The sequence below is a fragment of the Flavobacterium bomense genome (genome assembly GCF_003970355.1).
Map to the genome: position 1 here is coordinate 101,390 of NZ_RYDJ01000010.1, position 25,890 is coordinate 127,279.

Here is a 25,890-nt window from a genome sequence, read left to right on the forward strand (position 1 = left end):
CCAGGAGACTTTTAAACTAAATTGAATTACATAAAATAGAACGTATGAAAAAGATAATTTTTACAGAAAATGCTCCTGCACCAATTGGCCCGTACAACCAAGCAGTCCTAAAAGGAAACACATTGTATGCATCAGGTCAAATTGCAATAAATCCGGCAACTGGAACGTTAGTTCTTGATTCAATCGAAGCCGAAACAGAACAAGTCATGCAAAATATGAAAGCAGTTCTGGAAGCCGCCGGAATGACATTTGAAAACATAGTAAAAACCACAATATTTATTATGGATATGACCGATTTCGGGAAAATAAATACGGTTTATGGTTCCTATTTTAACGAGAAAACTGCTCCGGCACGGGAAACAGTTCAAGTGGCCTGTTTGCCAAAAAATGTGAATATTGAAATCTCAATGATCGCTATTCTTTAGTGCTTTTTTTCCGCTTTCATTATTAAAACAAGAAAAACGGTTGAAACGATTTCAGAATGTCCGTTATCAATTAGTTATAAATTAAAAACCACTGTTGATTTACTTGCTCTAAAGTAAATTAACAGTGGTTTTTGATAAAAATAAACTCTGAAAAACTATTTATTTGCAATATGATATGCAATTAAACCATCAATAGGTCGTCGCAATACATTGCCTAATTGCAACTCATATTTATCAAATATTTCTTGCAGCTCTTCTTTGAGATAAAAGGCTATGGACCCCACAAAATGAACTGGAATTTCTTTGCAGTTATCGTATTGTTTTATGTAATTTTTTACAAAAGATTTCATTCCTTTGAAAATAATTTTTCTGCAGAACTCCGTTTCTTTGTGCTGAATCAGGAACTTCGCAAAAGTCGCTAAATACGCATTTGGATTGGGTTCTTTGTACAATTTGCTTTTTATAGCATCTGGATCAAGGTTGTATTCTTTCTCGAATTCAACGGCCAGTTCTTTTGGCATTTTATTAAAATAGTACTTTCTGATTAATTCTTTTCCAAAAACATTTCCGCTGCAATCATCCATGGCGATATATCCCAATGACTGTACTTTTTGATGGAGTTCTTTGCCATCAAAATAACTGCAGTTTGATCCGGTCCCCAGTATAGAAACAATTGCTTTTTCTCCCTTTGGAGTCGTTGCATAAACGGCGGCATAGGTATCTTCTTTGACATCTATAATAGCATTAGGAAAATACTTTTGAAAAACCTGAGACAGTGCAATTTTCATTCTTTCAGTACCACAACCTGCTCCATAAAAAAACAAATGGGTTGCATTTTTCTTGTTTTGCAAAATATCAAAACGATCATTTAAGCGTTCAATAATTTCATCTTCTTCAAGTACTTCAGGATTCAATCCTAAGGTTTGAGTTGTAAACAATATTTTACCATTTGTATCTATTGCAATCCAATCGGCTTTGGTAGAACCACTATCAACTATTAATCTCATTTTTTTCTGGTTTTTGGTTTTGTTGTTATATTTCCTAATACTTTCATAAAGGAAGGTATTAACAAAATATAAATGAAAAAGGGAATAAAAAATAAAGTCCCGTTACTATAAAGATAACGGGACTTTGTAAATATAATTAATTATTTTAAACCTGCAATATGTACTGATAAATCGATCAATTTGCTTGAATAACCATATTCATTATCATACCAAGATACAATTTTGAAAAAAGTAGAATTCAAACCAATTCCTGCATTAGCATCCACAATTGAAGTACGGGGATCCGAAACGAAATCTTGTGATACTACAGCATCTTCGGTATATCCTAAAACACCTTTCATAGTGGTTTCAGAAGCTGTTTTTAGAACAGCCATGATTTCTTCATAGGTTGTTTCTTTTGCTAATTTAACGGTCAAATCTACTACTGAAACATCTACAGTAGGAACACGCATAGACATCCCTGTTAGTTTTCCGTTCAATTCCGGAATTACTTTTCCTACTGCTTTTGCAGCACCTGTACTAGATGGAATCATGTTGACTAATGCTGATCTACCGCCACGGAAATCTTTTCTTGATGGTCCGTCATTTGTCATTTGAGTTGAAGTTGTTGCATGAATAGTAGTCATCAAACCTTCAACAATTCCAAAATTATCATTGATTACTTTGGCCAAAGGAGCCAAACAATTTGTAGTACAAGAAGCATTAGAAACCACTGTATCTGAAGCTAACGCTTTGTCATGATTTACACCCATTACAAACATTGGCGCATCAGCAGAAGGTGCAGAAATAATTACTTTTTTAGCACCACCGGTGATGTGTGCTTTTGCCGTTTCAATAGTAGTGAAAAAACCAGTACATTCCGCTACAACATCTACATCTACTTCATTCCATTTTAGATTTGCAGGATCTCTTTCTGCAGTAATTCTGATGTGTTTATCGTTTACAAAAAGTTTTCCGTCTTTCACTTCTACTTTTCCGGCGAAACGTCCGTGAACTGAATCGTATTTTAATAAGTAAGCTAAATGATCTACATCTAATAAATCGTTAATTGCAACTACTTCTACATTATCTCTGTTGTACGATTCTCTAAAAACTATTCTCCCTATTCTTCCAAAACCGTTTATTCCTAATTTAACTTTTGACATTTTACTTTAATTTTTGTTTATTTAAATATTAACTTGCTCTAAAGTCTAATTTCCTCACTATAAACTTTAATCCCTTTATGTAGACATTATGTCTGAAACTCTTAATAATTCTCTATCAATTTCTGTTTTGCCTTTAATGGCTTGTTCCAAAGGTGTCAATGAAACTGTATCGTTCTTTAACCCTACCATGAACTTTGACTTGCCTTCCAGCAAAGATTCAACTGCTTTTACGCCCAATCTACTGGCAAGAACCCGATCAAAACAAGAAGGGGAACCGCCACGTTGCATGTGGCCCAGAACAGAAACTCTAACATCATATTCCGGCAAATTAGCTTCTACGTAATCTTTTAATTCAAATACGTTTTTCCCTATTTTATCTCCTTCTGCTATTACAACAATGCTGGATGATTTACCAGAAGCCTTGCTTTTTTGCAGGGATTCTAATAATCGCTCTAATCCTAAATCTTCTTCTGGAATCAGAATTTCTTCGGCACCGGCACCAATACCGGCATTCAAAGCGATGTGACCGGCATCTCTACCCATCACTTCTACAAAGAATAAACGATTGTGTGAACTTGCGGTATCTCTAATTTTATCAATGACATCCACAACGGTATTCAAAGCGGTATCATATCCTAACGTATGGGTGGTCCCAAAAATATCGTTATCAATAGTTCCCGGAATTCCCATTACTGGAAAATCAAATTCATTATTGAACAACAAACCACCGGTAAAAGTACCGTCGCCCCCTATTACTACTAGAGCATCTATTCCTGCTTTAATCAAATTATCGTGTGCTTTTTTTCTTCCTTCTGGAGTTTTAAATTCTAAAGAACGTGCTGACTTCAAAATTGTCCCTCCTTTATTAACAATGTTGTTTACGCTACGAGGTCCCATTTCTTTGAAGTCGCCTTCAATCATTCCCTGATATCCTCTGTATATTCCTATACATTCAATAGCATGATACGCACATGTCCGAACAACGGATCGAATTGCTGCATTCATACCTGGTGAGTCTCCTCCCGAAGTAAGAACACCAACTTTTTTTATTGTTTTTGGCATTATTTAAGTATTAAAGTGTAAAACTAGCAAACATTCAGCACTTACAGAGCCGTGTTTTTTATAAATTAGTTAAGCAACCAAAATTCAAACGTTTTCGTTAATAAGTTTTCGAAAAATCAAAATAAAACGAATTTTATTTAACAAAATAAAAAAATAATGAATTTTTATTTGATAATTAACAATTTAAGCGTTTTTATGATTGTTTTATGACAATGATCCATTACGTATTTACAAATGAGGAATTAAAAAAAACGTCCTTGTGGTAAGTCTGAAATTCTTTTAATTGGTACTGAAGCAGATATCGTTAATCTCCTATCCTGATTCTCATTCTCATTTGTATGAATTCTTGGTTCTGATTCCTCCTGTTTACAAAAAAATTAGTTTTCCTCCGGGACTAAACCTTCTTGATTTTTTTTGGTTTTTTCTGTTTTGGGTTTTTTAGATTTCATAAAATTAATATAATCCGGAGATAAGTCAGAATCTTGATCTTCAGCGGCGGGCACTGTCACTCTGTCTATTTTTAGATTTGTAAAAATTTTATTGACTAACTCCTTGAACGTATCAAAATCTACTTCGTAAGAAACTCCTAAACCTTGGGTATAACCAATCCCTTGCCCAATATAATTGATATCATTTTCTTTATTAAACAATCGTAAATTAAGTGTTCCATCTTCATTAACCCTATATAACACTTCAACATCTCCTACGATAGCGGATTCATTAATCCCACCAAAAGGAACTCCTAGCTTTCCATTGATCGTTATTCTTTCGTTTATTTTGGATGAAATTGTTGCAACAAACCGTCCATCTGTTTCTCTTCCTATTCTTCTGTCGGCTCCAATGAAATTCAGACCCACTTTAAATTTTTCATCGTCAGATTGTATTATTCCTCCTAAAAGACTAGAGGCGGTCTCAAACAAACTTCCTGAAAAATCAGATTGACTTACTCCTTCCGGACTTAAAAATCCACCGGAAGATAATAAGTACAATGCTTGAGTTTGTCTCACGTCCTTATCATTTAACTTATATTGGATTTCCGATTTTAACACCGTGCTGACTGTTGGAAATTCAATATTAAAATCGGGTTCCGGACTAGTCAAATCGCCTCTAATTCCTATAACTACTTCCACGGGGACTTTCGTATTAAAAGAAGCATTTTCTAACAAAATTGCAGGATTTGCAGTAGTTTTGTATACTGCTTCAAGATTTAACTGTGCGCGCATCGGATTCCCTTCCCAGGAAATTGACCCTCCTTTTTTGACCTCAAACTTCTTGTCTATCAGTCCTCCATATTTAAAATTATAAGTCCCTTCATACGCTTGAAAATCACCCCACATATTGAATTTCCCCGTCGTGTTTATTTTAAACAACAAAGAGCCAAAACCTTTTCCCTTCATTCCGTGACCTGTGTTTCGGTCTAGAATTACCTCTACTTCGGCATCCGGTGTAATATCAAAATCAAACTCCAATTCAAGGCCATTATAATTCCGGGTATTTTCTACAATGCCGTTCCTTACATTGTATTTTTCTTTAGCAGTCAGGAAATGAAGAAAAATATTATCACTTACACTTTCGGCATTATTAATAGGAATTTTTATGGCTGTTCCTTTCTCTGATTTTGCAGCTACTTTTATAAACAATGAATTAGTTGGTCCTTTTATAGTGGCAACTCCATCTATAAATGCAGTACCATAATAAGCTGAATCTTCAATATCCTTAGTATCTAATGCTAAAAGCCTTTTTGAATTAACGGTTAAATCTAATTTCCAATCCGAAAAATTAGTATGCCCAATACTTCCGTTTAACTTCCCTACACTGCCAAATTTTGTGTCTGTCAAGGTATTGTTTCTAAACAAGAATCGGTCATCGGTCAGGTCTATAATTGTGTTATCACTTAAACCGTAATCCACATTCAGGTAGGGTATGGTTATTCCTGCTTGGTCAAGGTACAGCCTGCCATTTATACTAGGTTTCTTAAGATTTCCTTCTATGGTAGCATTCCCGGCTATTGAACCTCGTATATTAGACAATACTTCACCACCCAAAGAGTTCAAGGTTGCGATATTAAATTTATCAAATTTTAGCCTCAAATCTAGAATGGTTTCTTTATTGACAATTTCAAAACTACCATCCGCATTAAATGATTCAAAATTTTTGTTCTCTAAATTAGAATTTATGGTAAACTTGCTAAGATTTTCATCACCTTCAATTTCAAAATTTAAAGTTCCTAAATCTATTTTATTTAAATTCAAATTATCAATAACTATAGAAGATGTAGGCTGAAAAACATCTTTATTTTGCTTGAAATTTACTTCTCCATTGATATTTCCATGTGCAATAAATTTATCATTAGCAGGCGTGATTTTGTTTAGATCCACATCTTTAAAACTCAGTTGTAAATCCTTAATTGTAGTATCTTTAAAAAGTCCCACTAAAGAAATTTCCTGTTCTTCATGTGACAACACAATGTTATCAATGTTGAAATTTTGAAATGATTTATCAAAAACAACGTTGTTATCAGTTGCTCCTTTTTCGTTCAAAAACCACAAATAGTCTTTAAATTTCACCTCTGATTTACTAATTCCAACTACATTATTGTTATCCTCATTAATAGTATGGTATAAATTCAGATTAAAATAATCCTCTGCTTTTGGTCCCCCTTTAAACTCCGAACGAAAATAAAGCGTGTCTTTCATTGTGACATTTATCAGACTAAAATCACGTACTTTATAGTATTTTGTTTTTATGCTGTCCAGTTCTATGTAGGCATTATAAAGCGGATTTTTATTGTCTACCGAAACTCTTATATTATCAAGTGTATTGTTTGAAGCTATAATTTGAGGCGAATTAAAATTGAGTTTAAATTCCTGATTATCGGAGTTTATATTTCCTTTTATAATAGTGTTGGGTGCAATAGAAATATCAGGGTAAAATATTTCAATTATTTTATTATATATAGAGAAATTAAACTTAAGAAACTGTCCTTTTTTTACCTTGTTAGGTTTGAAATTCGTATACAGACTTCCCAAAGAATTCTTTGCCAGGTTTTCCAATTGGTTGAATTCATATTTACCTACAATTTCACCCTGAACAATATCTGGTGAATTTACAGTTATGGTTCTCACTCTATTTTCATCAAAAGTTGAATTTATGGTAAAATCATCAAAATTATACGTGTCTTTTGCATTTTGATAGGAGGTTTCGTTGATATACACATTTCCTTGAAAATTTTCTACAGTATTTCCTGATGCCTGAACTACCACATCGCCTCTAAATACAGCAATAGAATCCTTAATTAACTTTAATTTATTCAAATCTGCGTTTTCAACATTAATGTGAAAATCGTATCTATTGTCTTTTTTGCTTAAATCCAATAAACCTTCAAAATTCATACTTAAATTAGGATCTTTTATGGCAATTTGTCCTTTGTAATTGGGATTTTTAAGGGCTCCATTGACATCAATATTCGTGTAATTGTATTTTTTATACTCTATTTGGCTAATGCTCCCTTTGATAGCTGTGTCCAGGTATTTTTCTTTGAATCCTTTACCATCGATATCCATATTCAAACTTACCTTTCCTAGTTCTTTTTGATCCAATAAAGTTCCAATATCAAAATTTTCTAAAATAACGTTCCCAATATAAGAAGCCTTATCAATAACATTTATATTTTTTATTTCTAAATTAGAGATTACTTTACCTAACGCCGTTATCATAGAAAAATCAGCTTTGACAACAGTTGTAGAAACATTTGAAACTCCAGAAGCTGAAAATCGTCCTAACTTTTTTAGAGAACTGGGTAATTTATTTCCAAGAATATTAGGTAATATAACTATCAAATTATCATAGCTAGAGGTTAATTTGTCAAATCTGGCATACATCGAAAATTTCTGCCCTTTTTTGGCAAACAAGTTTTTAAAATTAATAGCACCGTTGATCTGTGTTTTCCGATCATCAACTAATTTTAAATTTTTGAATTTCAAATCATTAAGCGTTCCTTTAATAGATGCTTTGATATAAAAATGTTGATTTTTCCCTATTTCTTTATAAAAGCAACGAATATCATTTGAAGCAATTGAGGCAGCATCCAGTTTAATATCAAAGAGTACTTTATCGGTAAAATTAGAAAAATATTCAATTTTATAATTTAACAATACAGTCCCTTTTAAGGTGGATTCTTTGGTCAACAAATTCAGATTTTCTAGTTTTAAGTTTTTTCTGGAATAACTGAATTTTGAGTTTAAATTTTTAACATATAAACCCCGAAAATCTAAAAATGACATTTTATCAATCATAGTCGTTACATCCTGACCGTAAATTTTAAAATTCGTTACGGAAGCATTCAGTTTAGTAAAATCCAAGTCTTTTGGAATTTCACGATTTAGATCTGTCAAAATAAAATGACTATCGTAAATTTTTAATTCCTTTACGGTGAGCAGAAACTTTTTTGTTGATGGTCTTCCGGTTTCAAAAGCGGCTATAAATTTATCGAGATTAGACTCTTTTTCATTTTTGTACGTTTTTAAATTAAATACTAAACCACTCAACCGCAAATCACCAAAAATCAGATCACCGTCCAGCAATTTTTTACCTTCTAAAATAGTCGTTGCAATTCTATCCGAATAAATTAAAGTGTCTTTGTGGTGATCCAGAATCAATACTTTTTTGAATTTTACACCTCCAAAAACAGATATAACAACTCCGTCAATAGCAATATTAGTTCCAAAGTCTTTATTGAGACTTCGGGTGAAATACTGTGCTATTTTAGTTTGAACAAATGGTAGGGTAAGAGCAATACCAAGTACAAGTAAAAGTAGGATTAGTCCAAGTAGAGACCGAAATACTATTTTTTTTATTTTTTTGATACCTACTATATATTTAAATTTTCTAAAATTTCATTTTACCTCTGGAAACTCCTGTGCCTTAAATAAAAATTCTTTAATTTTGGCCTTTACAAAATTGTTGTTTTTTGTAAACTAATCATCAAATGTAACTCCAAATTTATGCCTTTTTATGCAAAATCCCGAGGTTTTTATTCTTGCCATTGAAAGTTCTTGTGATGATACTGCAGCGGCCATTTTACACAACGATAAAGTATTGTCAAATGTTGTTGCAAATCAGCTAATTCATAATCAATATGGTGGCGTAGTTCCTGAGCTCGCCTCACGTGCACACCAACAAAACATAGTTCCGGTAGTCGATGCGGCGCTTCGAAAGGCAAATATACAAAAAGAACAGTTATCTGCAATTGCATTTACACAAGGTCCGGGACTCATGGGTTCGCTACTGGTAGGGAGTTCGTTTGCAAAATCACTTGCCCTGGCCTTACAAATTCCTTTGATTGCTGTAAATCACATGCAAGCTCATGTCCTGGCACATTATATAGAGGAAGAGGGCTATGAAAAACCCACTTTCCCGTTCTTGGCCTTAACTATAAGCGGTGGACATACACAAATCATCAAAGTAGATCATTTTTTTGACATGACCGTAATTGGTCAAACCACTGATGACGCAGTTGGAGAAGCTTTTGACAAAAGCGCTAAAATTTTAGGACTTCCCTACCCTGGTGGCCCCTTAATTGATAAATATGCGCAATTAGGAAACCCAAAAGCATTTGTGTTTACAAAACCTAAAGTTCCAGGATTAAATTTTAGCTTCTCCGGTTTGAAAACTGCTATTTTATATTTTATTCAAAAGAAAAAATTAGAAAATCCAAACTTTGTTGCTGAGAATCTAAATGATATTTGCGCATCAATCCAACATACTATTATTGAAATTTTAATGGACAAATTAAAATTAGCCGTAAAAGAAACCGGGATCAAACAAATAGCCATCGGCGGAGGCGTTTCTGCTAATTCCGGAATCCGAAATACATTAAAGGAAACAGAAAACATATATGGTTGGAAAACCTTTATTCCTAAATTTGAATACACTACTGATAATGCTGCAATGATAGGAATTGTAGGATATCAAAAATTTTTAACCCAAACATTTGAAACTTCATCTGTTGTTTCTAAAGCAAGAATACAATTATAAATTATGCAATTATTCTTTAACCCTACTATTACAGAATCCACGACAATTTTTTCTTTTGATAAAGAAGAAAGCAAACACATTATCAAAGTATTACGCAAGAAAGATACCGATATATTATTTGTAACCAATGGCTCAGGCTACTTATTTAAAACAGAAATAACACTGGCATCCGACAGTAAATGCACCGTTAAAATCCTTTCGTTCGAAAAAGCCCCAGTTGCAAAATTTCACATACATCTGGCTGTAGCGCCAACTAAAATGAATGACCGTTACGAATGGTTTTTGGAAAAAGCAACCGAAATAGGCATTCACGAAATCACACCTATTATTTGTGATCACTCAGAGCGAAAAGTTATCAATAATGAACGATTTGATAAAATTTTATTAGCTGCCATGAAGCAATCTAACGAATTATACCTGCCGAAATTAAATCAGGCCATATTGATGAAAGATTTTTTAAAACACAACTATGAAGGCCTTAAATTAATTGCCCATTGTGAGGAAACGGATAAAAAATCATTGAAATCCGTTTTGAAACCAAATGAAAATGTGACCCTACTAATAGGCCCTGAAGGTGATTTTTCAGAAAAAGAAATTGCATTGGCAATTGACAACAAGTACATTCCGGTTTCATTAGGAAATACAAGGCTACGAACAGAAACGGCAGCAATAGTGGCTTGTCACAGCATACACTTTGTCAATGAATAATAATAAAACGTGTTTGGATTGCTGAACAATCAAAAAAAAACAATGCACAAAATGGGTGCAAATAATAGAAATTGGCTATGAAAAAAATATTTTATTTACTCTTATTATTTTCGGTCGTTTCATTTTCGCAGGAAATTGCATTGTTAAAATACAGTGGTGGTGGCGATTGGTATGCAAACCCAACATCATTACCCAATTTGATAAAATACTGCAATGCAACTATAAATACCCAAATAAAAACAAAGCCAGCCACGGTTGAGCCTGCTAGTCCTGATTTATTTTCATACCCTTATGTGCATATGACCGGCCATGGAAATGTAGTTTTTAGTGCTGCTGATAGCAACAACCTTAAAAATTATTTGCTGGCTGGAGGATTTCTTCATATTGATGATAATTATGGAATGGACCAATACATCCGAAAAGAAATCAAAAAAATATTTCCAAATAATAGTCTAGTGGAAATTCCAGCGAGTCATGCCATTTTTCAAAAACCATTCTCGTTCCCAAACGGATTACCCAAAATACACGAACATGACGGTAAACGACCCCAAGCTTTTGGACTTTTTATAAAAAATAAATTAATACTGCTTTATACCTATGAATGCGATTTAGGAGATGGATGGGAAGATCCAGAAGTCAATAATGATCCAGCAGCGATTCGAGAAAAAGCATTAAAAATGGGGGCAAATATTATCAATTATATTTTTAATAATTAACACTGCTTACCAATAATTTATTTTGAGTAACAATCATCGTATAATGTCGTGTTTTACAATTAGACAACAAGAAGTAACAAATTGATTTTAAGATACTATTTTTACATTTTTTTTGACTTTATGACTTTTGAACTTTCGAGTTCTGTAGCGCTATAATTCTTAATATCCTTCTTTGAAAGATGCCATCGCTAACAATCAAATAAAAAATACAGATTAGTATTAATTGTGAAAATAAATAGTTTGAAAAATCCACCATTACTTTCTTTTTTCAGAGGTAAAATTAGCATTAAAGAATCATTTAATAAGAATAATATTAATTACAATCTCCCTAAATATATTTTATTAAGACCAGAGGTAAATCAAGAACACGACAGCAGAAAGAGGCTACTAAAAAGTCATAATTGATATTTATTTCATGAAAAAATAGATATTTATTTTTTTTCATGAAATAATTGTTATAAAATTGTTAAATCATTAACCAAATCTATTAATTTATAACAAACTCGATTATGAAAAATTTTTTTTTACCCGTTGCTGCTCTTTTAATGCTTTTCTCTTGTCAAAATGATACAGCAGAAACAACTTCGGAAGCAAGCGCTGTATCTCAACGCGGTTGTGCCACTCAAGAAGTTCTTGCTGCACAAATGAAAGCTGATCCATCATTAGCCTTGAGAATGAATAAAATTGAAGCATTTACTGAAAAAGCAATGTTAGCCGGTCGATTAGTTAACGGTAAAGTAGAAATTCCTGTAGTTGTAAACGTTTTATACAGAACTGCGGCAGAAAACATAACTGATGCTCAAATTCAATCTCAAATAGATGTATTAAACGAAGATTTTAATGCTACTAATTCAGATTTCAGCAGTACTCCCGCTTTATTCTCTGGAGTTGCAGCAAATGTTGGTATTACTTTCGTTTTAGAAACAATAAATAGAAAATCTACTACTAAAACTTCATGGGGCACAAGAGATGCTATGAAAAAAACAAAACAAGGCGGTTTAGACCCTACTTCACCAACAACATCACTTAATATATGGGCTTGTACTATTGGTGGCGGTATCTTAGGTTATGCGCAATTTCCTGGCGGATCAACGGCTACTGATGGTGTTGTAGTTGATTCAAAATATTTTGGATTATCTGGATCAGGGGCTTATCCTTATAACTTAGGAAGAACAGCAACTCACGAAGTAGGACACTGGATGAATTTACGTCATATCTGGGGTGATGCAACTTGTGGAAGTGATTTAGTTTCTGACACACCTACACACAATACTGCTAATTATGGCGTTCCTGCTTATCCTCATTACAGCACATGCTCTGGAACTCCTGTAGAAATGACTATGAATTACATGGATTACACAGATGATAGGGGTATGTATATGTTCTCTAATGGCCAAAAATCAAGAATGGCTGCAATTTTTGTTGCAGGCGGAGCAAGAGCAGGTTTTGGAGTATAATTCCTAAATAAATTTATAAAATAAGCGACCTAAAAAGTCGCCTATTTTATTTATAAGCATTACGTGTTTATATTTCTTCATTACGATAAGTAACCTATTAACAGCATAAATTTTATTTAAATAGTCTTTACTGTTCTTATCCAAAAAGCAAGATTTAAATTATTTAATAAATAAGTAATCATAAAATTTTTTTTTAAATAAAAATTGTTATAAAATTGTGATATAATAAACCAAATCTATTAATTTATAACAAATTCATTATGAAAAAAATTCTTTTATCTGCTGTAGCATTATTAATGCTTTTTTCTTGTCAAAATGACACAACAGAAATTACTCCATCAGCTGATGCAGTTACAAAACGTGGTTGCGCATCTCAAGAGGTGTTAGCTGCCCAAATGAAAGCTGATCCGTCATTAGTTTTGCGAATGAATAAAATTGAAGCTTTTACCGACAAAGCAATGTTATCTGGTCGCTTAGTTAACGGTAAAGTAGAAATCCCAGTGGTCGTAAACGTTTTATACAGAACTACAGCTGAAAATATTTCGCTGGCACAAATCCAATCCCAAATTGACGTATTGAATAAAGATTTTAATGCTGCAAATTCTGATTATAATTCAGTTCCCGCAGCATTTTCAGGAGTAAAAGCAAATGTTGGAATTACATTCGTCTTACAAAGTGTAAAGAGAAGATCTACTACTATAACATCTTGGTCTACAGATGATTCTATGAAAAAATCAACAAATGGAATCGTTCCAACTACACCAACAACTGTATTAAACATGTGGTCTTGTAATCTTGGTGGCGGTATTCTAGGCTACGCACAATTTCCTGGAGGTGCATCGTCTACCGATGGAGTAGTAATGGATAACAATGCATTCGGTACTACCGGGACAGTAACAGCGCCATTTAATCTAGGAAGAACAGCAACTCACGAAGTAGGACACTGGATGAATTTACGTCACATTTGGGGTGATGCTACTTGTGGAAGCGATTTAGTTTCTGACACGCCTACGCACAATACTGCTAATTATGGTGTTCCTACCTACCCTCATTACAGTACATGCTCTGGTACTCCTGTAGAAATGACTATGAATTACATGGATTATACAGATGATAGAGGTATGTACATGTTCTCTAACGGCCAAAAATCAAGAATGGATGCAATTTTTGTTTCTGGTGGAGCAAGAGCGAGTTTCGGAATATAATTTTTAGTTTTTTAGAATTTAAAACTCGCTACTTGTTAGCGAGTTTTTTTTATCTTTAGCCCTTAATATAAAGATATGATTACGTCAAAAACCATTTCTAGCGGCATTATCCGTGCGCTACTTACCTTAGTGCTAGGTGCTTTAGTGCTGTTCTTTTTCTACCAAATTCAATCGGTGATAATTTATCTTGTAGTATCCTTTATATTCACAATGATTGGAAATCCTATTTTAGATTTTTTTAAACGGAGATTAAAATTTAATCATCTCTTTGCTACTATTACCACTTTGTTTATTTTTATACTGATTATATTTGGTTTCATAATGATGTTTATTCCTTTGATTTTATCCCAAGGACAAAATTTATCACTGCTCAACACAGCAGAAATTGAAAAAAATATAATTGAGTTAGCCAATCAGATCAGTGTGTTTTTGGAAAGTCATCAAATTGATTCCTCACAAATACTTAAGGAAGCCAACATTTCCTCTAAAATAAATTTTAATATCATTCCAAATTTTCTAAATGCTATTTTGGGAACAATCAGTAGTTTTGTTGTGGGACTGGCTTCGGTACTGTTTATTACTTTTTTCTTTTTAAAAGACCGATTAATGTTTCTTTTAGGAGTAAAAAAATTAATTCCCAATAGTCACGAATTTCAAATTTTAAATTCACTGGAAAAGATCAACCATTTACTATCGCGTTATTTTATTGGATTATTGCTTCAATTATTTATTGTGTTTCTTTTATACTTCATAGTCTTAGTCATTTTTGGTATTCCCGATGCAATTGTTATTGCTTTTTTATGTGCTGTATTGAATATTATCCCCTACATAGGTCCATTAATTGCATCGGTGTTAGCCGCAATTTTGACTATGATCAGCAATTTAGGCGGTGACTTCCAATCCGATATTTTACCAACGACAATTTACGTTCTTATTGGTTTTTGGATCGTTCAGATTATTGATAACAATTTATCCCAACCTATTATCTTTTCAAAAAGTGTCAGTTCACATCCCTTAGAAATATTTCTGGTTATCTTAATTGCCGGTTTTCTTTTTGGAATATTGGGAATGATCGTAGCCGTTCCATTGTATACAATAATTAAGGTGATAGGGAAAGAATTTTTTCCGGAAAATAAGATCATTCAATCATTAACTAAAGACCTTTAATTTTGGATTTAATGATTTTAAATCCTGAAGTACAAGTATTTATCAATGCTAACATTGGTACACACGTAGCAACATTAGCATTACAAAAAAATCCCTTTCCTAATGTGGATTGGATCACCATTTTGAACCAAATAGACGCTAAGACAAAAGCAAAAGATAAATTGCCACATTGGTTCTTGTCCCAAAACATCATTTATCCAAGCAAACTTTCAGTAGAACAAACGTCTTCTGAAAAAACAGCTTCTTATAAAGCTTCTATTGTTACTGGTGATCACTTAATCGATTTGACTGGAGGTTTTGGTGTGGATGATTTTTATTTTGCACAAAAAATAAAAGAAGTGGTTCATTGCGAAATTAATCCCGATTTATCTCAACTTGTAAAACACAATTTTGAGCAATTACGTGTTCCTAATATTACTTGTTATACCGGAGATAGTCTGGCAACCTTAACCGCTTTAAAAACAAACTGGGACTGGATTTATATTGATCCTTCCAGAAGAAATGATACCAAAGGAAAGGTATTCATGCTTAAAGATTGTTTGCCAAATGTTCCTAAAAATCTAACTCTTTATTTTAAAAATACAAATGCTATTCTCATAAAAACGGCTCCTATTCTTGATATTACTGCCGGACTAACGGAATTACAACACGTGAAACAAATTCATATTATAGCCGTTGAGAACGAAGTTAAGGAATTGTTATGGGAACTTCATGCAGCTTATTCCGGACCAATACGCATTAAAACTGTCAATATCCTCAAGGATAAAAATGAAACTTTTGATTTTATTTGGAATGAAGTTGCTAGTTTTTCAAATTTCAGCTTACCTCAAACCTATTTATACGAACCCAATAGTGCTATTATGAAATCAGGTGGATTTGATGAAGTGGGATCCTTTTACAAAGTCAATAAACTACACAAGCATTCCCACTTATACACTTCCATGGACTTAATTCCCTTTCCGGGTCGTGTTTTTGAAATTCAAAATACATTTTCCTACAACAAAACAGCGATGAAATTTTTTTTAGAAAACAGTAAAGCCAATATCACAACTCGGAATTTTCCGGACAGTGTAGAAAGTATTCGGAAAAAATGGAAAATAAAAGACGGAGGAAATATATATAGTTTTTTTACAACTGATGAAAATAACCATAAAATAGTTTTAATTTGCACCAAAATATCATAAAAATGAAATTCATAATTACATTAACTTTCTTTTTCTTCAGTTTGAGTCTTTTTGCACAAAAACCATGTGATTACAGTGAAAACGTTACTGATTCAATAGGAACCTATAAATCAACTAAAGAATATATGATTAGTGAAAAAAAATTTGCCGGAAACTCCAGCTATATTTTCTATTCACTGGCTTTAACGGATGGATTACCAACCTTAAACATACAATTTATCCAAAAAAGCAAGGGATTTATAAAAGCGAATTGTTTTGATAAAAATTCAAAATTGTTTTTACAACTCAACAACGGAAAAATAATTACGTTGATACACACTGATCAAGAAGATTGTGGCACTTTGATTCGTGATGACAATGGATATGATAACCGGATCAATTCTGCAGCATTTATGTTTATGAAGGATAGTTTTGAAGAATTAAAAAGTTCTCCAGTTTCTATGATGCGCATCAAATATTTAACTGATACAGAGGATTTTATTATAAAAAAGGAATTTAAATCGGAATTAAACAACGAAATTTACTATCCGGAAACCTACTTTATAAATACGATAAAGTGTATCGAATAATAGTTTATTTACATTCCCATTTAGTATTAGAAATAGTGTCATTCAACCCTGATTTTACATTATAATGCCACCATTCCGAATCAAATGAATTAAAACCACTACTAATCATTGTTGTTTTCAGCAGGTTTCTATTTGCCTTTACTGTGTGCGAAACAGTAGGATAATCATGACTCGCTTCGACTCCAAAAAAATCAAAACCAGTACCCATATCTAATTCTTTTCCACTGCCGTTCACTAAAGTAAGGTCTACAGCTCCCCCTCTATTATGAATTGATCCCTTCGAAGGATTAGCCACGTACTTAGGATTAGGTACAATTTCCCACATTTTTTTCTGAATATCTAAAGGGCGATAGCAATCAAAAATTTTAATCTTATAGCCCTTTTCCATAAACTTCTCATTGGCTTCAACAAGTGCACGAATGGTTTTTAACCGCAAAAAACATTCTGCGCAATCATATACTTTTGCGTTCAGGAAATTGTCTGTTGTGGCGTATTTCATATCATACAGAAAATCTTGACTGTATTCTTTCAAATTTACAAATAGCGTATCATTGCTAATTGAATTCTTTTTTTCATCCGTTTTAGAAATCAAATTTTGGGATTGACAGCTAACAATACAAAAAAGAAAACTAACGAATACAAGTGCTTTGACAGTGAAAATCATGTGTTTATTTTTTATAAAAATAAGGTAAAAAATAGTGGTATCAATTATTCCCTATGAATTAATCCGTTCAGTAATCGTTTCAATTTTGAAAAAGCAATTGCATTTCCTTCAATTTCATTGTATAAAAAAGACAACTAAGATATCCTCTAAAACAAATAAGTCCTCTAAAATTACTTTTAGCGGACTTATTTGTTTTTCCTAATAGTGATCTAAATGCATAGTAAGACCCTGACTGTTTTAGAATTTTTTCGTGTTCTTAATTTAATTTGCTGTTTTTTCGGCTAAAGCCAAAATAAATGACCAATCCAATCAAAAGCCATATTCCAAAATAAATCCAGTTCCAAACACTCAATTCAGCCATCATGTACAAACAACAAATCAATCCCAATAGCGGTATCAAAGACAAATTTGATTTAAAAGACCAAACGGATAATCCAGCTAAAACAATCAAGAAAATCCACATTGGAATTTTGTGTTTAAATAAACTAAAACCGCTTTCATATTTCACTGCATCAGCAATTGGCAAACCCGCTATAACAGCAGCATATTTTGCATCATCTTGTTGGTATTGGCGCAATAAATGCTCTAAATCCGGCGTTTCATCAGTGCTGTTTTTAGCATCAATAGTGACTAAATAATTGTATACTTTTTGGGTTTCTTCTTTGTTTAACGAGGTGATGATAGCGGATGAACTGTTGATTTGAGTTTTATTGGTAATAAAATCCATTGTTCCTTTTTTATTGTAACCAAAAGCAAACACCAATCCCATAATAATCAAAACTGGCAATATGAATTTTGAATTTACATAAGGAGTTTTAAATTTTCCACGAGGTATATCGGTTCTGTTTTGTAACACTAAAACTCCGGCACAAACCAATACAAAAGCGAATAACGTTCCAATACTGCACAAATCCGTAACCAATGTTAAATTCAAAAATAAAGCGGGAACTGCTACTACAAACCCGGTAACAATTGTCGCATACGATGGTGTTTTGTATTTTGGATGTACTTTTGAGAAACGTTTTGGCAACAAACCATCACGACTCATACTCATCCAGATACGCGGTTGTCCCATTTGAAAAACCAATAAAACACTTGCCATAGCCACAACCGCACTGACGGCAATGATTCCGGACATCCATTTTAGGTCTAATTTTTCAAATACAAAAGCCAAGGGATCACCTACATTCAACTGGTCATAACGCACCATTCCGGTAAGTACCAGAGCAATGGCAATATATAAAACGGTACATATTATTATGGCCCACATCATTCCTTTAGGCAAATCACGTTGTGGATCTTTGCATTCCTCAGCCGTTGTCGAGATGGCATCAAACCCAATGTAAGCAAAAAACACTGCTGAAACTCCTTTTAAAACTCCTGTAACACCATTAGGCGCAAAAGGATCCCAATTTGCAGTATCCACATAGAAAACACCAACCGCTATGACTAAAAGAACAATACATAATTTGACAACCACCATGATATTACTCGCATTTCGAGATTCTTTCATTCCGCGGTAAATCAATGCCGTAATCAAAACAATAATCAGTAGTGCAGGAAGATCTGCCACAAAATGAAACGATCCAATAACCGGCGAAGTCGTCCAGGCTGTATAAGCATCCTGTAAAGCAGGACTTAAGTTTGCAAATTCTTTGCCACCTTGCATTAGCGCAATGGCATCGTCAAAACCTCTGGAAGCGGACAAAAAATCCATTTGAACCCATTGTGGTAAGTGAAGCCCGCCACTTTCAAGTAAACCCGTAAAATAGTCACTCCACGATATGGCGACCGTTATATTCCCCACAGAATATTCCATTATCAGCGCCCAACCAATAATCCAGGCTATTATTTCTCCAAAAGCCACATACGAATACGTATAAGCACTTCCGGAAACGGGAACCATCGATGCAAATTCAGCATACGCAAAAGCAGCAAAACTACAGGCTATAGCAGTAAACAAGAACAAAAAGATAACTGCAGGCCCTCCATCAGAACTAGCTTTACCAATCGTACTGAAAATTCCGGCTCCTACAATTGCGGCGATACCAAATGCTGTTAAATCACGCGCCGTTAAATGTTTTCCTAATGCATTATGGCCATCGGCATCTCTTTTTTCAACCTGTTTTAAAATATCTTGTACTGTTTTTTTTCTAAATAAACTTGAAGATGCCATAAACTAAACTTTATCATTAAAAATTAATAAACTGTAAATTGTATGCTATAATTATGAAAATAGTTCAAATTATCTTCAAAATTCAAAAGTATAAAACAATTTTAATTAATGGAGTTTCTCTAACTATTTTTTTATTTATTTTTTATAAAAGTTAAATCAATTTTTTTTTATAGTAAATAAGTCAAATTTTGCTATTCATCTAATTAAAAAATAATTTTAAAATCAGCTGCAATTATTATTTCAACCAGCTTTTTAGAATCGTGACCGGATGCAAGGCTTTTCTACTGGTACCATCAAAAATCTGATGGCGGCAACTAGTTCCTGCTGCTGCGATAGCCACTGTTGCATCAGTAGCTCTTATTTTTGGGAACAAGGTGTCTTCTCCCATTTGTATGCTGATTTCATAATGTTCTTTTTCATAACCAAAAGAGCCAGCCATACCACAACATCCCGAATTATAAATCGTAACTGAACTATTTTTAGGGACATTCAACATTACAAAAGTTGCTTCCATAGTACTCAATGACTTCTGGTGACAATGTCCGTGAATTTTTATTGTTTTTGCAACATCAGAAAATTGTTCTGGATGAATTTTACCTTTTGTAATTTCATTTTTAAAAAACTCTTCAATCGTAAATACATGTTGTGCTAATTTTTCAGCACCTTCCTTATCGTCAGCCAATCGAATGTATTCATCTCTAAAGGTCAATATTGCTGAAGGTTCTATTCCTATCAACGGAAAATCAGTAGTAACATAATCCGAAAAAACAGTTACGTTTATGTTTGCGATTGCTTTGGCTTCTTCCAGAAAACCTTTAGAGATAAAAGCCCTTCCGCTTTCCTCATGATCCACCATAATTACTTCATATCCTAATGCTGTCAATAACTCGTACGCATCAATGCCTACTGAAACATCATAAAAATTAGTAAATTCATCACAAAACAAACATACTTTTCCGTTTACAAAAGAATCACTTGGTGCTTGATTCCAATTTTTCTCATACCATTTTCTAAAGGTTTGCTGAGCCAAAGGCGGTACTTCTCTTTTTGAGGCAATTCCCATGGTTTTTTTTACCAAAGGCAAGTTCAGCATGAAATTCGTAAACTTTGGAGTGATACTCCCCAGTCCATTTAATTTCGCATTAAAAGCAAATACTTTATTGCGCCATGAAAATCCATTCGCTTTTTGATAGTGGTACAGAAACTCTGATTTCATTGCTGCCACATCCACATTACTGGGACATTCACTGGCACAAGCCTTGCAGCTCACACACAACTCAAATACCTTATATAATTCTTCATGATCGAACTTATTGTCTTTTTCTGAATGCGTCAAATATTCCCGCAGCGCATTGGCTCTGGCGCGCGTCGTATCTTTTTCATTCCGCGTGGCGCGATAGCTAGGACACAAGGTTCCTCCGGCCGAAGGTAATTTTCTGCAATCACCAGAACCATTACATTTTTCCGCAGCACGCAAAATCCCCATACTATCAGAGAAATCCTGAATAGTTTGTATTTCCGGTTCTACTCTCCCCGCTTCCATCCGAAGGTTTTCATCCATTTTGAAAGCGTTTACAATTTTTCCCACATTCAAAATGGTGTTGGGGTCAAAAGCATGTTTGATTCTTTTCAATAATTCATAATTCTGTTCTCCAATCATAAAAGGTAAAAACTCTCCACGAACAATACCGTCCCCATGTTCCCCGCTCAAGGAACCTCTGTATTTTTTGACTAAAACAGCCACTTCGGTTGCGATGTTTCTAAATTGGTGTATCCCTTCTTTTGTTTTCAAATTCAAAACCGGACGCAAATGCAATTCTCCTGCACCGGCATGCGCATAATAAATAGCACTTTGACCATGACGCTCCATCATTGCGGAGAATTCAGCAATATAATTAGGCAAATCACTCAATTCAACAGCGGTATCTTCAATAGAATCTGCCGCTTTATTGTCGCCAACAATACTGCCTAAAAGTCCAAGACCTGCTTTTCTCAGCTCATTTACTTTATCAATATCTGCTCCGTAAATTTTTGGCAAAGCATACCCAAAATTATTTCGTTCTAAATCGGAAATCAAAGCATTGGCCTGTAATTCAGCATCTTCCATACTGTGATACGAGGCTACTTCAAGCATGATAACCGCTTTTGGTTCTCCTTGAATGAAAAATCTATTTTTAGCCTGTTCCCGGTTGGTTTTGGTACAATCTAATATGGTGTCATCCATCATTTCACAAGTGTACAAATGGTGTTTCATTGCGGTAACCACAGCTTCTAAACTTTCCTGAATGGTATGAAAATGGGCCACTATCATCACATTATTTGTTGGCGGTAGCGGATCTACTTTCAGCGTAATTTCAGTGGTAAATGCTAAAGTTCCTTCGCTTCCACAAAGGAGTTTTCCTAGATTTATAGTGCTTTCGGTTCCTCCAAAAAGTTCCGATTTCAATACTAAATCAACTGCATATCCGGTGTTTCTTCTGTGAATTTCAGGTTTCGGAAATTCTTTTGTAATCTCTTTTTGGTTTTCTGTGTTCGAAAGTTCCTCATAAATAGTCTTGTAAATAGAACTTTCAAGCGTGTTCCCTTTTGTTTTTTCAATGAATTCAGCAGAAGTCATTTCTTTAAATACTGCCGAACTTCCATCACTCAAAACTGCTTTAATTTCCACAATTTTATCTCGGGTAACTCCGTACCGAATTGATGTAGTTCCAGATGAATTATTGCCTACCATTCCGCCTATCATACAACGATTGGAAGTCGAAGTATTGGGGCCAAAAAACAATTCGTGCGGTTTTAAATATAAATTCAGTTCATCCCGAATTACTCCTGGTTGTACGGTAATGGTTTTTTTAATAGAATCAAAAGCAACAATCTTTGTAAAATGTTTCGAAACATCCACGATTATTCCACTACCTACAGTTTGACCTGCCAATGATGTTCCGGCAGTTCTAGGCGTAATTGAAATTTTATTTTTTGCTGCAAAGCGAATAATTTTTACAATATCTTCCTCTGATTTTGGAATCGCTACAGCAAGTGGCAGGATCCTGTAGGCCGAAGCGTCAGTGGCATACAATGTTTTATGAAGGTCATCATATAAAAGAATGCCTTCTAATGATTGAGATAGTTCTTGTAACGGAGGCGTAATTGACATATTGTGGAGTGAATTGCTGTTATTTTCACAAATATAAATATATAGTGGTGTATACTTTAAAAACTAATAAGAAATATTCAAATCCTTTTATTATTTAAGGTAAAGTATTCTTTAATGTTATTTTGAAAAAACGGCAAAGAAATTGCGCTGATAAAAAAAGTCGAATTTTAAACCCATTTTATCGGGTAAATTTCACTAAAAAAACTATTTTTGAATACTTTATAAACAATACTCTAATGAAAAATCGCAAGCACACTCTTTTGCTTATTTTATTCTTTTTACTATCTTTTTCGATTGGTAACGCACAAACATCCGCTACAAATCCCAAAAATGAATTTAGAGCCGTTTGGATTGCTACAGTGGTGAATATTGACTGGCCTAAAATGAGTACTGATAATGTTGCCAAACAAAAAGCAGATTATATTGAGATTTTAGAGGCTTATAAAAAATTAAATTATAATGCAGTCATTGTTCAGATTCGAAGTGTTGGTGATGCTTTTTATCCAACCCAATTAGCACCTTGGTCCCGATTTTTGACCGGTAAAGAAGGACAGGCACCAAAACCTTATTTTGACACCTTAGCGTGGATGATTGCTGAAACGCATGCCAGAGGTTTTGAATTTCATGCTTGGATGAATCCATACCGAGCCACAATGGATTACAATACTGCACTTTTAAGTCCTCAACACGATTTTTTTAAATATCCCGAATGGATGATAAAATATGGTGGTAAATACTATTACAATCCTGCTTTGCCTGAAGTTCAAAATCATTTGACAGCTGTCGTGGAAGAAGTCGTTACAAATTATGACATTGATGCCATTCATTTTGATGATTATTTTTATCCGTATAAAATAAAAGGCGAATTATTTGACGACACTGATTCTTTCAAAAAATATGGAGATGGATTGGATTTAGCGGATTGGAGACGTAAAAATGTGAATGATTTTGTAAAAAGTGTTTCAATATCGATCAAAAAAATCAAACCGTGGGTGCAATTTGGCATCAGCCCATTTGGTGTCTGGAGAAATAAATCAGTAGATTCAAGAGGTTCCGAAACGGAATCTGGGCAAACTAATTACGATGATTTATTTGCTGATCCGTTAGCGTGGATGGAAAACAAGTGGATTGATTACCTTGTTCCGCAGCTATACTGGAGTATGGATCACCCTAAAGCTTCCTATTCGAAATTGTTGCGTTGGTGGTCTGAAAATTCAACAAATACGGCAATCTATATTGGTAACGGATCATACAAAATCAATACCGACTCTGACAAAAGATGGAATAATCCATACGAAATCCCCAACCAAATAGACATTACCAGATCATATAAAAATATTCAGGGTAATGCTTTTTTTAGTGCCAAATCATTTTTAAACAAAAATCAAAGTGTGACTCGATTACTGGAAAACAACCAATACAAATATCCTGCACTTCCTCACGTTGTTCCAAATTTTGTCAAAAAAGTAATCGCTGTTCCAAGGGCAAACGCACTGGTTAAAAATTCGATTTCTTCTAGTTTTTATGTTCCTTATCCTGAAAATAGTCAAGTGCGTTATGTGATGGTTTATGGATCTACATCTGAAACACAAATTGATGTGAATGATCCGAGCCAAATCATCAACAAAATTGCTTTCAATGAGAAAAACCCAGTTGAAATAGTAATTCCTACTTATAAATTAGATAAAAATAATTCCTGCGCCATTACATTCATCGATTTTTATGGCAATGAAAGTGAAGCTGCTTTTGTCAATTTTACGCTATAATTTTAATTGAATATAATTTGCCTTAAATGAAAACAGACAATAGACCCTGGTATTGGATTCCCGTTTTAAACTTTGCTTCAGGCTTGCCGTATGCTATTATTATTTCGGTTTCGGTAATAATGTATAAAAACCTAGGAATCAACAATGAGGATATTGGTATATATACCAGTTTACTATATTTACCATGGGTAATCAAACCGCTGTGGAGCCCTTTTATTGACCTCTATTCGACTAAAAGAAAATGGTTTTTGAGCATGCAATTACTGATTGCAGTTGCATTTTTGATTGTGGGTTTGACCATTCCTATGAATAATTTTTTCATGCTAAGTCTAGCTGTTTTTTGGATGGCGGCATTTGCATCAGCCTCTAATGATGTGGCCAGTGATGGCTTTTACATGTTGGCTTTAGAGAAAGACCAACAATCCTTTTTCCTTGGAATCCGGAGTACATTTTACAGACTTTCTATGCTTACCGGAAACGGATTAATTGTAGTTATTGCTGGTTATCTGGAACAGGAATATGGAGACAAACAAAAAGCATGGTCCTACACCATGGTAATTGTAGGATTAATTATGACGGTAATTACCATTTACAATTATTTTTCGACTCCAAAAATTGAAACAAAAATTGCAGAGGCAAAAACGGAATCAGTCCCAAATAAAAGCTTCGGAGTTGTTTTTGCTACTTTTTTTCAAAAGAAACAAATTGGTTTAGTTTTGGCTTTCATTTTATTATTCAGATTAGGAGAATCTCAGTTATTAAAAATGTTAACTCCTTTTTTAATAGATCCTATAACTGCAGGAGGCATGGGCTTAACCACACAGGATGTTGGCGTTATCTATGGGACTTTTGGCGTGATTTCGCTTACTTTGGGCGGCATCTTAGGCGGTATAGCCATTTCCAGAGATGGATTAGGAAAATGGATGTTACCCATGATTTTAGCCATGCACTTACCTATAATAGGATTCATACTATTATCCCATTTTCATCCCGGTTCCGTTTTCTATATTTATGCGACGGTGATTGCGGAACAATTTGGTTATGGTTTTGGTTTTGCGGCTTTCATGATGTACTTGATTTATGTGGCTGATGGCGAATCAAAAACCTCTCACTACTCTATTGCAACCGGATTTATGGCGTTAGGAATGATGCTTCCGGGAATGTTGAGCGGATTTATTCAAGACTATTTGGGCTATGGAAATTTCTTTATTTGGGTGTTTTTGGCAACCATCCCTGGATTAATTTTATCCCGCTTTTTGATTTTTCCTGCAAATTTCGGTAAGAAAACAGAACAAGAATAAACAAACTAGCTTTTTTTTAAACATATAAGTCATATAAGTTTATTTAAGAAAGTAAGACTCTCTTAAAAATAACTGTTTTTTCACAACCCTTTTAAATAATTATTTATTCTGTGTAATTTGACTTACGTGACTTATTTGTTTAAAATTAACA

At 33.8% G+C, this 25,890-nt stretch carries 18 protein-coding genes; 11 read left to right on the plus strand and 7 right to left on the minus strand.

Translation table 11 applies throughout. The annotated features are described in order from the left end of the window. The first annotated feature begins 44 nt into the window (after nt 1-44). On the plus strand, nt 45-425 hold the full coding sequence (locus tag EKL98_RS10035; RefSeq protein ID WP_126460017.1) for a RidA family protein: 381 nt from the start codon (nt 45-47) through the stop codon (nt 423-425). A 155-nt stretch (nt 426-580) separates the two neighbouring features. Here the strand turns inward: EKL98_RS10035 and EKL98_RS10040 are convergent, their stop codons facing one another. The 4 genes from EKL98_RS10040 to EKL98_RS10055 all read right to left on the minus strand — a co-directional run bounded on the left by EKL98_RS10040 (nt 581) and on the right by EKL98_RS10055 (nt 8,486). After that, on the minus strand, nt 581-1,432 hold the full coding sequence (locus EKL98_RS10040; RefSeq protein ID WP_126460020.1) for an N-acetylglucosamine kinase: 852 nt from the start codon (nt 1,430-1,432) through the stop codon (nt 581-583). A gap of 140 nt (nt 1,433-1,572) precedes the next feature. Beyond that, entirely contained in the window at nt 1,573-2,577 is a 1,005-nt protein-coding gene (gap, locus tag EKL98_RS10045; RefSeq protein ID WP_126460023.1) for a type I glyceraldehyde-3-phosphate dehydrogenase, read from the minus strand. A gap of 75 nt (nt 2,578-2,652) precedes the next feature. Beyond that, a complete protein-coding gene (gene pfkA, locus EKL98_RS10050; RefSeq protein ID WP_126460027.1) occupies nt 2,653-3,639 on the minus strand; it encodes a 6-phosphofructokinase in 987 nt (328 codons plus the stop codon). A 377-nt stretch (nt 3,640-4,016) separates the two neighbouring features. Next, nucleotides 4,017-8,486, minus strand: coding sequence for a translocation/assembly module TamB domain-containing protein (locus EKL98_RS10055; protein WP_449404008.1), 4,470 nt, complete (start codon nt 8,484-8,486; stop codon nt 4,017-4,019). 166 nt (nt 8,487-8,652) lie between these two features. Between EKL98_RS10055 and tsaD the strand changes: the two genes are divergently transcribed. From tsaD to EKL98_RS10095, 8 genes are all read left to right on the plus strand, one after another. After that, the gene (gene tsaD / locus EKL98_RS10060; protein ID WP_126555958.1) at nt 8,653-9,675 is read left to right on the plus strand and encodes a tRNA (adenosine(37)-N6)-threonylcarbamoyltransferase complex transferase subunit TsaD; all 1,023 of its coding nucleotides are present in this window, start codon (nt 8,653-8,655) and stop codon (nt 9,673-9,675) included. 3 nt (nt 9,676-9,678) lie between these two features. Then, nucleotides 9,679-10,383 carry a 16S rRNA (uracil(1498)-N(3))-methyltransferase gene (locus EKL98_RS10065; protein WP_126460036.1) on the plus strand — a complete coding sequence of 235 codons (705 nt, stop codon included), beginning with the start codon at nt 9,679-9,681 and terminating at the stop codon, nt 10,381-10,383. A gap of 77 nt (nt 10,384-10,460) precedes the next feature. Then, entirely contained in the window at nt 10,461-11,099 is a 639-nt protein-coding gene (locus EKL98_RS10070) for a DUF4159 domain-containing protein (protein WP_126460039.1), read from the plus strand. A gap of 509 nt (nt 11,100-11,608) precedes the next feature. After that, nucleotides 11,609-12,556, plus strand: a complete 948-nt coding sequence (locus tag EKL98_RS10075; protein WP_126460042.1) for a zinc metalloprotease — start codon at nt 11,609-11,611, stop codon at nt 12,554-12,556. Nucleotides 12,557-12,816: 260 nt separating this feature from the next. Next, nucleotides 12,817-13,761 carry a zinc metalloprotease gene (locus EKL98_RS10080; RefSeq protein ID WP_126453317.1) on the plus strand — a complete coding sequence of 315 codons (945 nt, stop codon included), beginning with the start codon at nt 12,817-12,819 and terminating at the stop codon, nt 13,759-13,761. A gap of 75 nt (nt 13,762-13,836) precedes the next feature. Beyond that, nucleotides 13,837-14,928 (plus strand): AI-2E family transporter, encoded by a 1,092-nt coding sequence (locus EKL98_RS10085; RefSeq protein ID WP_126460045.1) that lies wholly within the window; start codon nt 13,837-13,839, stop codon nt 14,926-14,928. Between the two features lie 2 nt (nt 14,929-14,930). Beyond that, on the plus strand, nt 14,931-16,112 hold the full coding sequence (locus EKL98_RS10090) for a class I SAM-dependent methyltransferase (protein WP_126460048.1): 1,182 nt from the start codon (nt 14,931-14,933) through the stop codon (nt 16,110-16,112). Between the two features lie 2 nt (nt 16,113-16,114). After that, the gene (locus EKL98_RS10095) at nt 16,115-16,681 is read left to right on the plus strand and encodes a hypothetical protein (protein ID WP_126460051.1); all 567 of its coding nucleotides are present in this window, start codon (nt 16,115-16,117) and stop codon (nt 16,679-16,681) included. Between the two features lie 4 nt (nt 16,682-16,685). Here EKL98_RS10095 and EKL98_RS10100 read toward each other — a convergent pair whose 3' ends face one another. From EKL98_RS10100 to EKL98_RS10110, 3 genes are all read right to left on the minus strand, one after another. Then, nucleotides 16,686-17,345: a M15 family metallopeptidase gene (locus EKL98_RS10100; RefSeq protein WP_126562201.1), complete on the minus strand. Its 660-nt coding sequence runs from the start codon at nt 17,343-17,345 to the stop codon at nt 16,686-16,688. Between the two features lie 256 nt (nt 17,346-17,601). Then, nucleotides 17,602-19,521 carry an amino acid permease gene (locus EKL98_RS10105; RefSeq protein ID WP_126515645.1) on the minus strand — a complete coding sequence of 640 codons (1,920 nt, stop codon included), beginning with the start codon at nt 19,519-19,521 and terminating at the stop codon, nt 17,602-17,604. 235 nt (nt 19,522-19,756) lie between these two features. After that, nucleotides 19,757-22,672: an FAD-binding and (Fe-S)-binding domain-containing protein gene (locus tag EKL98_RS10110; RefSeq protein ID WP_126562202.1), complete on the minus strand. Its 2,916-nt coding sequence runs from the start codon at nt 22,670-22,672 to the stop codon at nt 19,757-19,759. Between the two features lie 236 nt (nt 22,673-22,908). On the opposite strand from EKL98_RS10110, the gene EKL98_RS10115 reads away from it, so the two are divergent. Both EKL98_RS10115 and EKL98_RS10120 read left to right on the plus strand, forming a co-directional pair. Then, on the plus strand, nt 22,909-24,438 hold the full coding sequence (locus EKL98_RS10115; RefSeq protein WP_126562203.1) for a glycoside hydrolase family 10 protein: 1,530 nt from the start codon (nt 22,909-22,911) through the stop codon (nt 24,436-24,438). A gap of 26 nt (nt 24,439-24,464) precedes the next feature. After that, nucleotides 24,465-25,739, plus strand: a complete 1,275-nt coding sequence (locus EKL98_RS10120; protein ID WP_126460066.1) for an MFS transporter — start codon at nt 24,465-24,467, stop codon at nt 25,737-25,739. Nucleotides 25,740-25,890: the final 151 nt, after the last annotated feature.

Bases quoted from the DNA above. Each gene is read 5' to 3' on its own strand.
- EKL98_RS10035 (WP_126460017.1), top strand. From the start codon at position 45: ATGAAAAAGATAATTTTTACAGAAAATGCTCCTGCACCAATTGGCCCG.
- EKL98_RS10040 (WP_126460020.1), bottom strand. From the start codon at position 1,432: ATGAGATTAATAGTTGATAGTGGTTCTACCAAAGCCGATTGGATTGCA.
- gap (WP_126460023.1), bottom strand. From the start codon at position 2,577: ATGTCAAAAGTTAAATTAGGAATAAACGGTTTTGGAAGAATAGGGAGA.
- pfkA (WP_126460027.1), bottom strand. From the start codon at position 3,639: ATGCCAAAAACAATAAAAAAAGTTGGTGTTCTTACTTCGGGAGGAGAC.
- tsaD (WP_126555958.1), top strand. From the start codon at position 8,653: ATGCAAAATCCCGAGGTTTTTATTCTTGCCATTGAAAGTTCTTGTGAT.
- EKL98_RS10065 (WP_126460036.1), top strand. From the start codon at position 9,679: ATGCAATTATTCTTTAACCCTACTATTACAGAATCCACGACAATTTTT.
- EKL98_RS10070 (WP_126460039.1), top strand. From the start codon at position 10,461: ATGAAAAAAATATTTTATTTACTCTTATTATTTTCGGTCGTTTCATTT.
- EKL98_RS10075 (WP_126460042.1), top strand. From the start codon at position 11,609: ATGAAAAATTTTTTTTTACCCGTTGCTGCTCTTTTAATGCTTTTCTCT.
- EKL98_RS10080 (WP_126453317.1), top strand. From the start codon at position 12,817: ATGAAAAAAATTCTTTTATCTGCTGTAGCATTATTAATGCTTTTTTCT.
- EKL98_RS10085 (WP_126460045.1), top strand. From the start codon at position 13,837: ATGATTACGTCAAAAACCATTTCTAGCGGCATTATCCGTGCGCTACTT.
- EKL98_RS10095 (WP_126460051.1), top strand. From the start codon at position 16,115: ATGAAATTCATAATTACATTAACTTTCTTTTTCTTCAGTTTGAGTCTT.
- EKL98_RS10100 (WP_126562201.1), bottom strand. From the start codon at position 17,345: ATGATTTTCACTGTCAAAGCACTTGTATTCGTTAGTTTTCTTTTTTGT.
- EKL98_RS10105 (WP_126515645.1), bottom strand. From the start codon at position 19,521: ATGGCATCTTCAAGTTTATTTAGAAAAAAAACAGTACAAGATATTTTA.
- EKL98_RS10110 (WP_126562202.1), bottom strand. From the start codon at position 22,672: ATGTCAATTACGCCTCCGTTACAAGAACTATCTCAATCATTAGAAGGC.
- EKL98_RS10115 (WP_126562203.1), top strand. From the start codon at position 22,909: ATGAAAAATCGCAAGCACACTCTTTTGCTTATTTTATTCTTTTTACTA.
- EKL98_RS10120 (WP_126460066.1), top strand. From the start codon at position 24,465: ATGAAAACAGACAATAGACCCTGGTATTGGATTCCCGTTTTAAACTTT.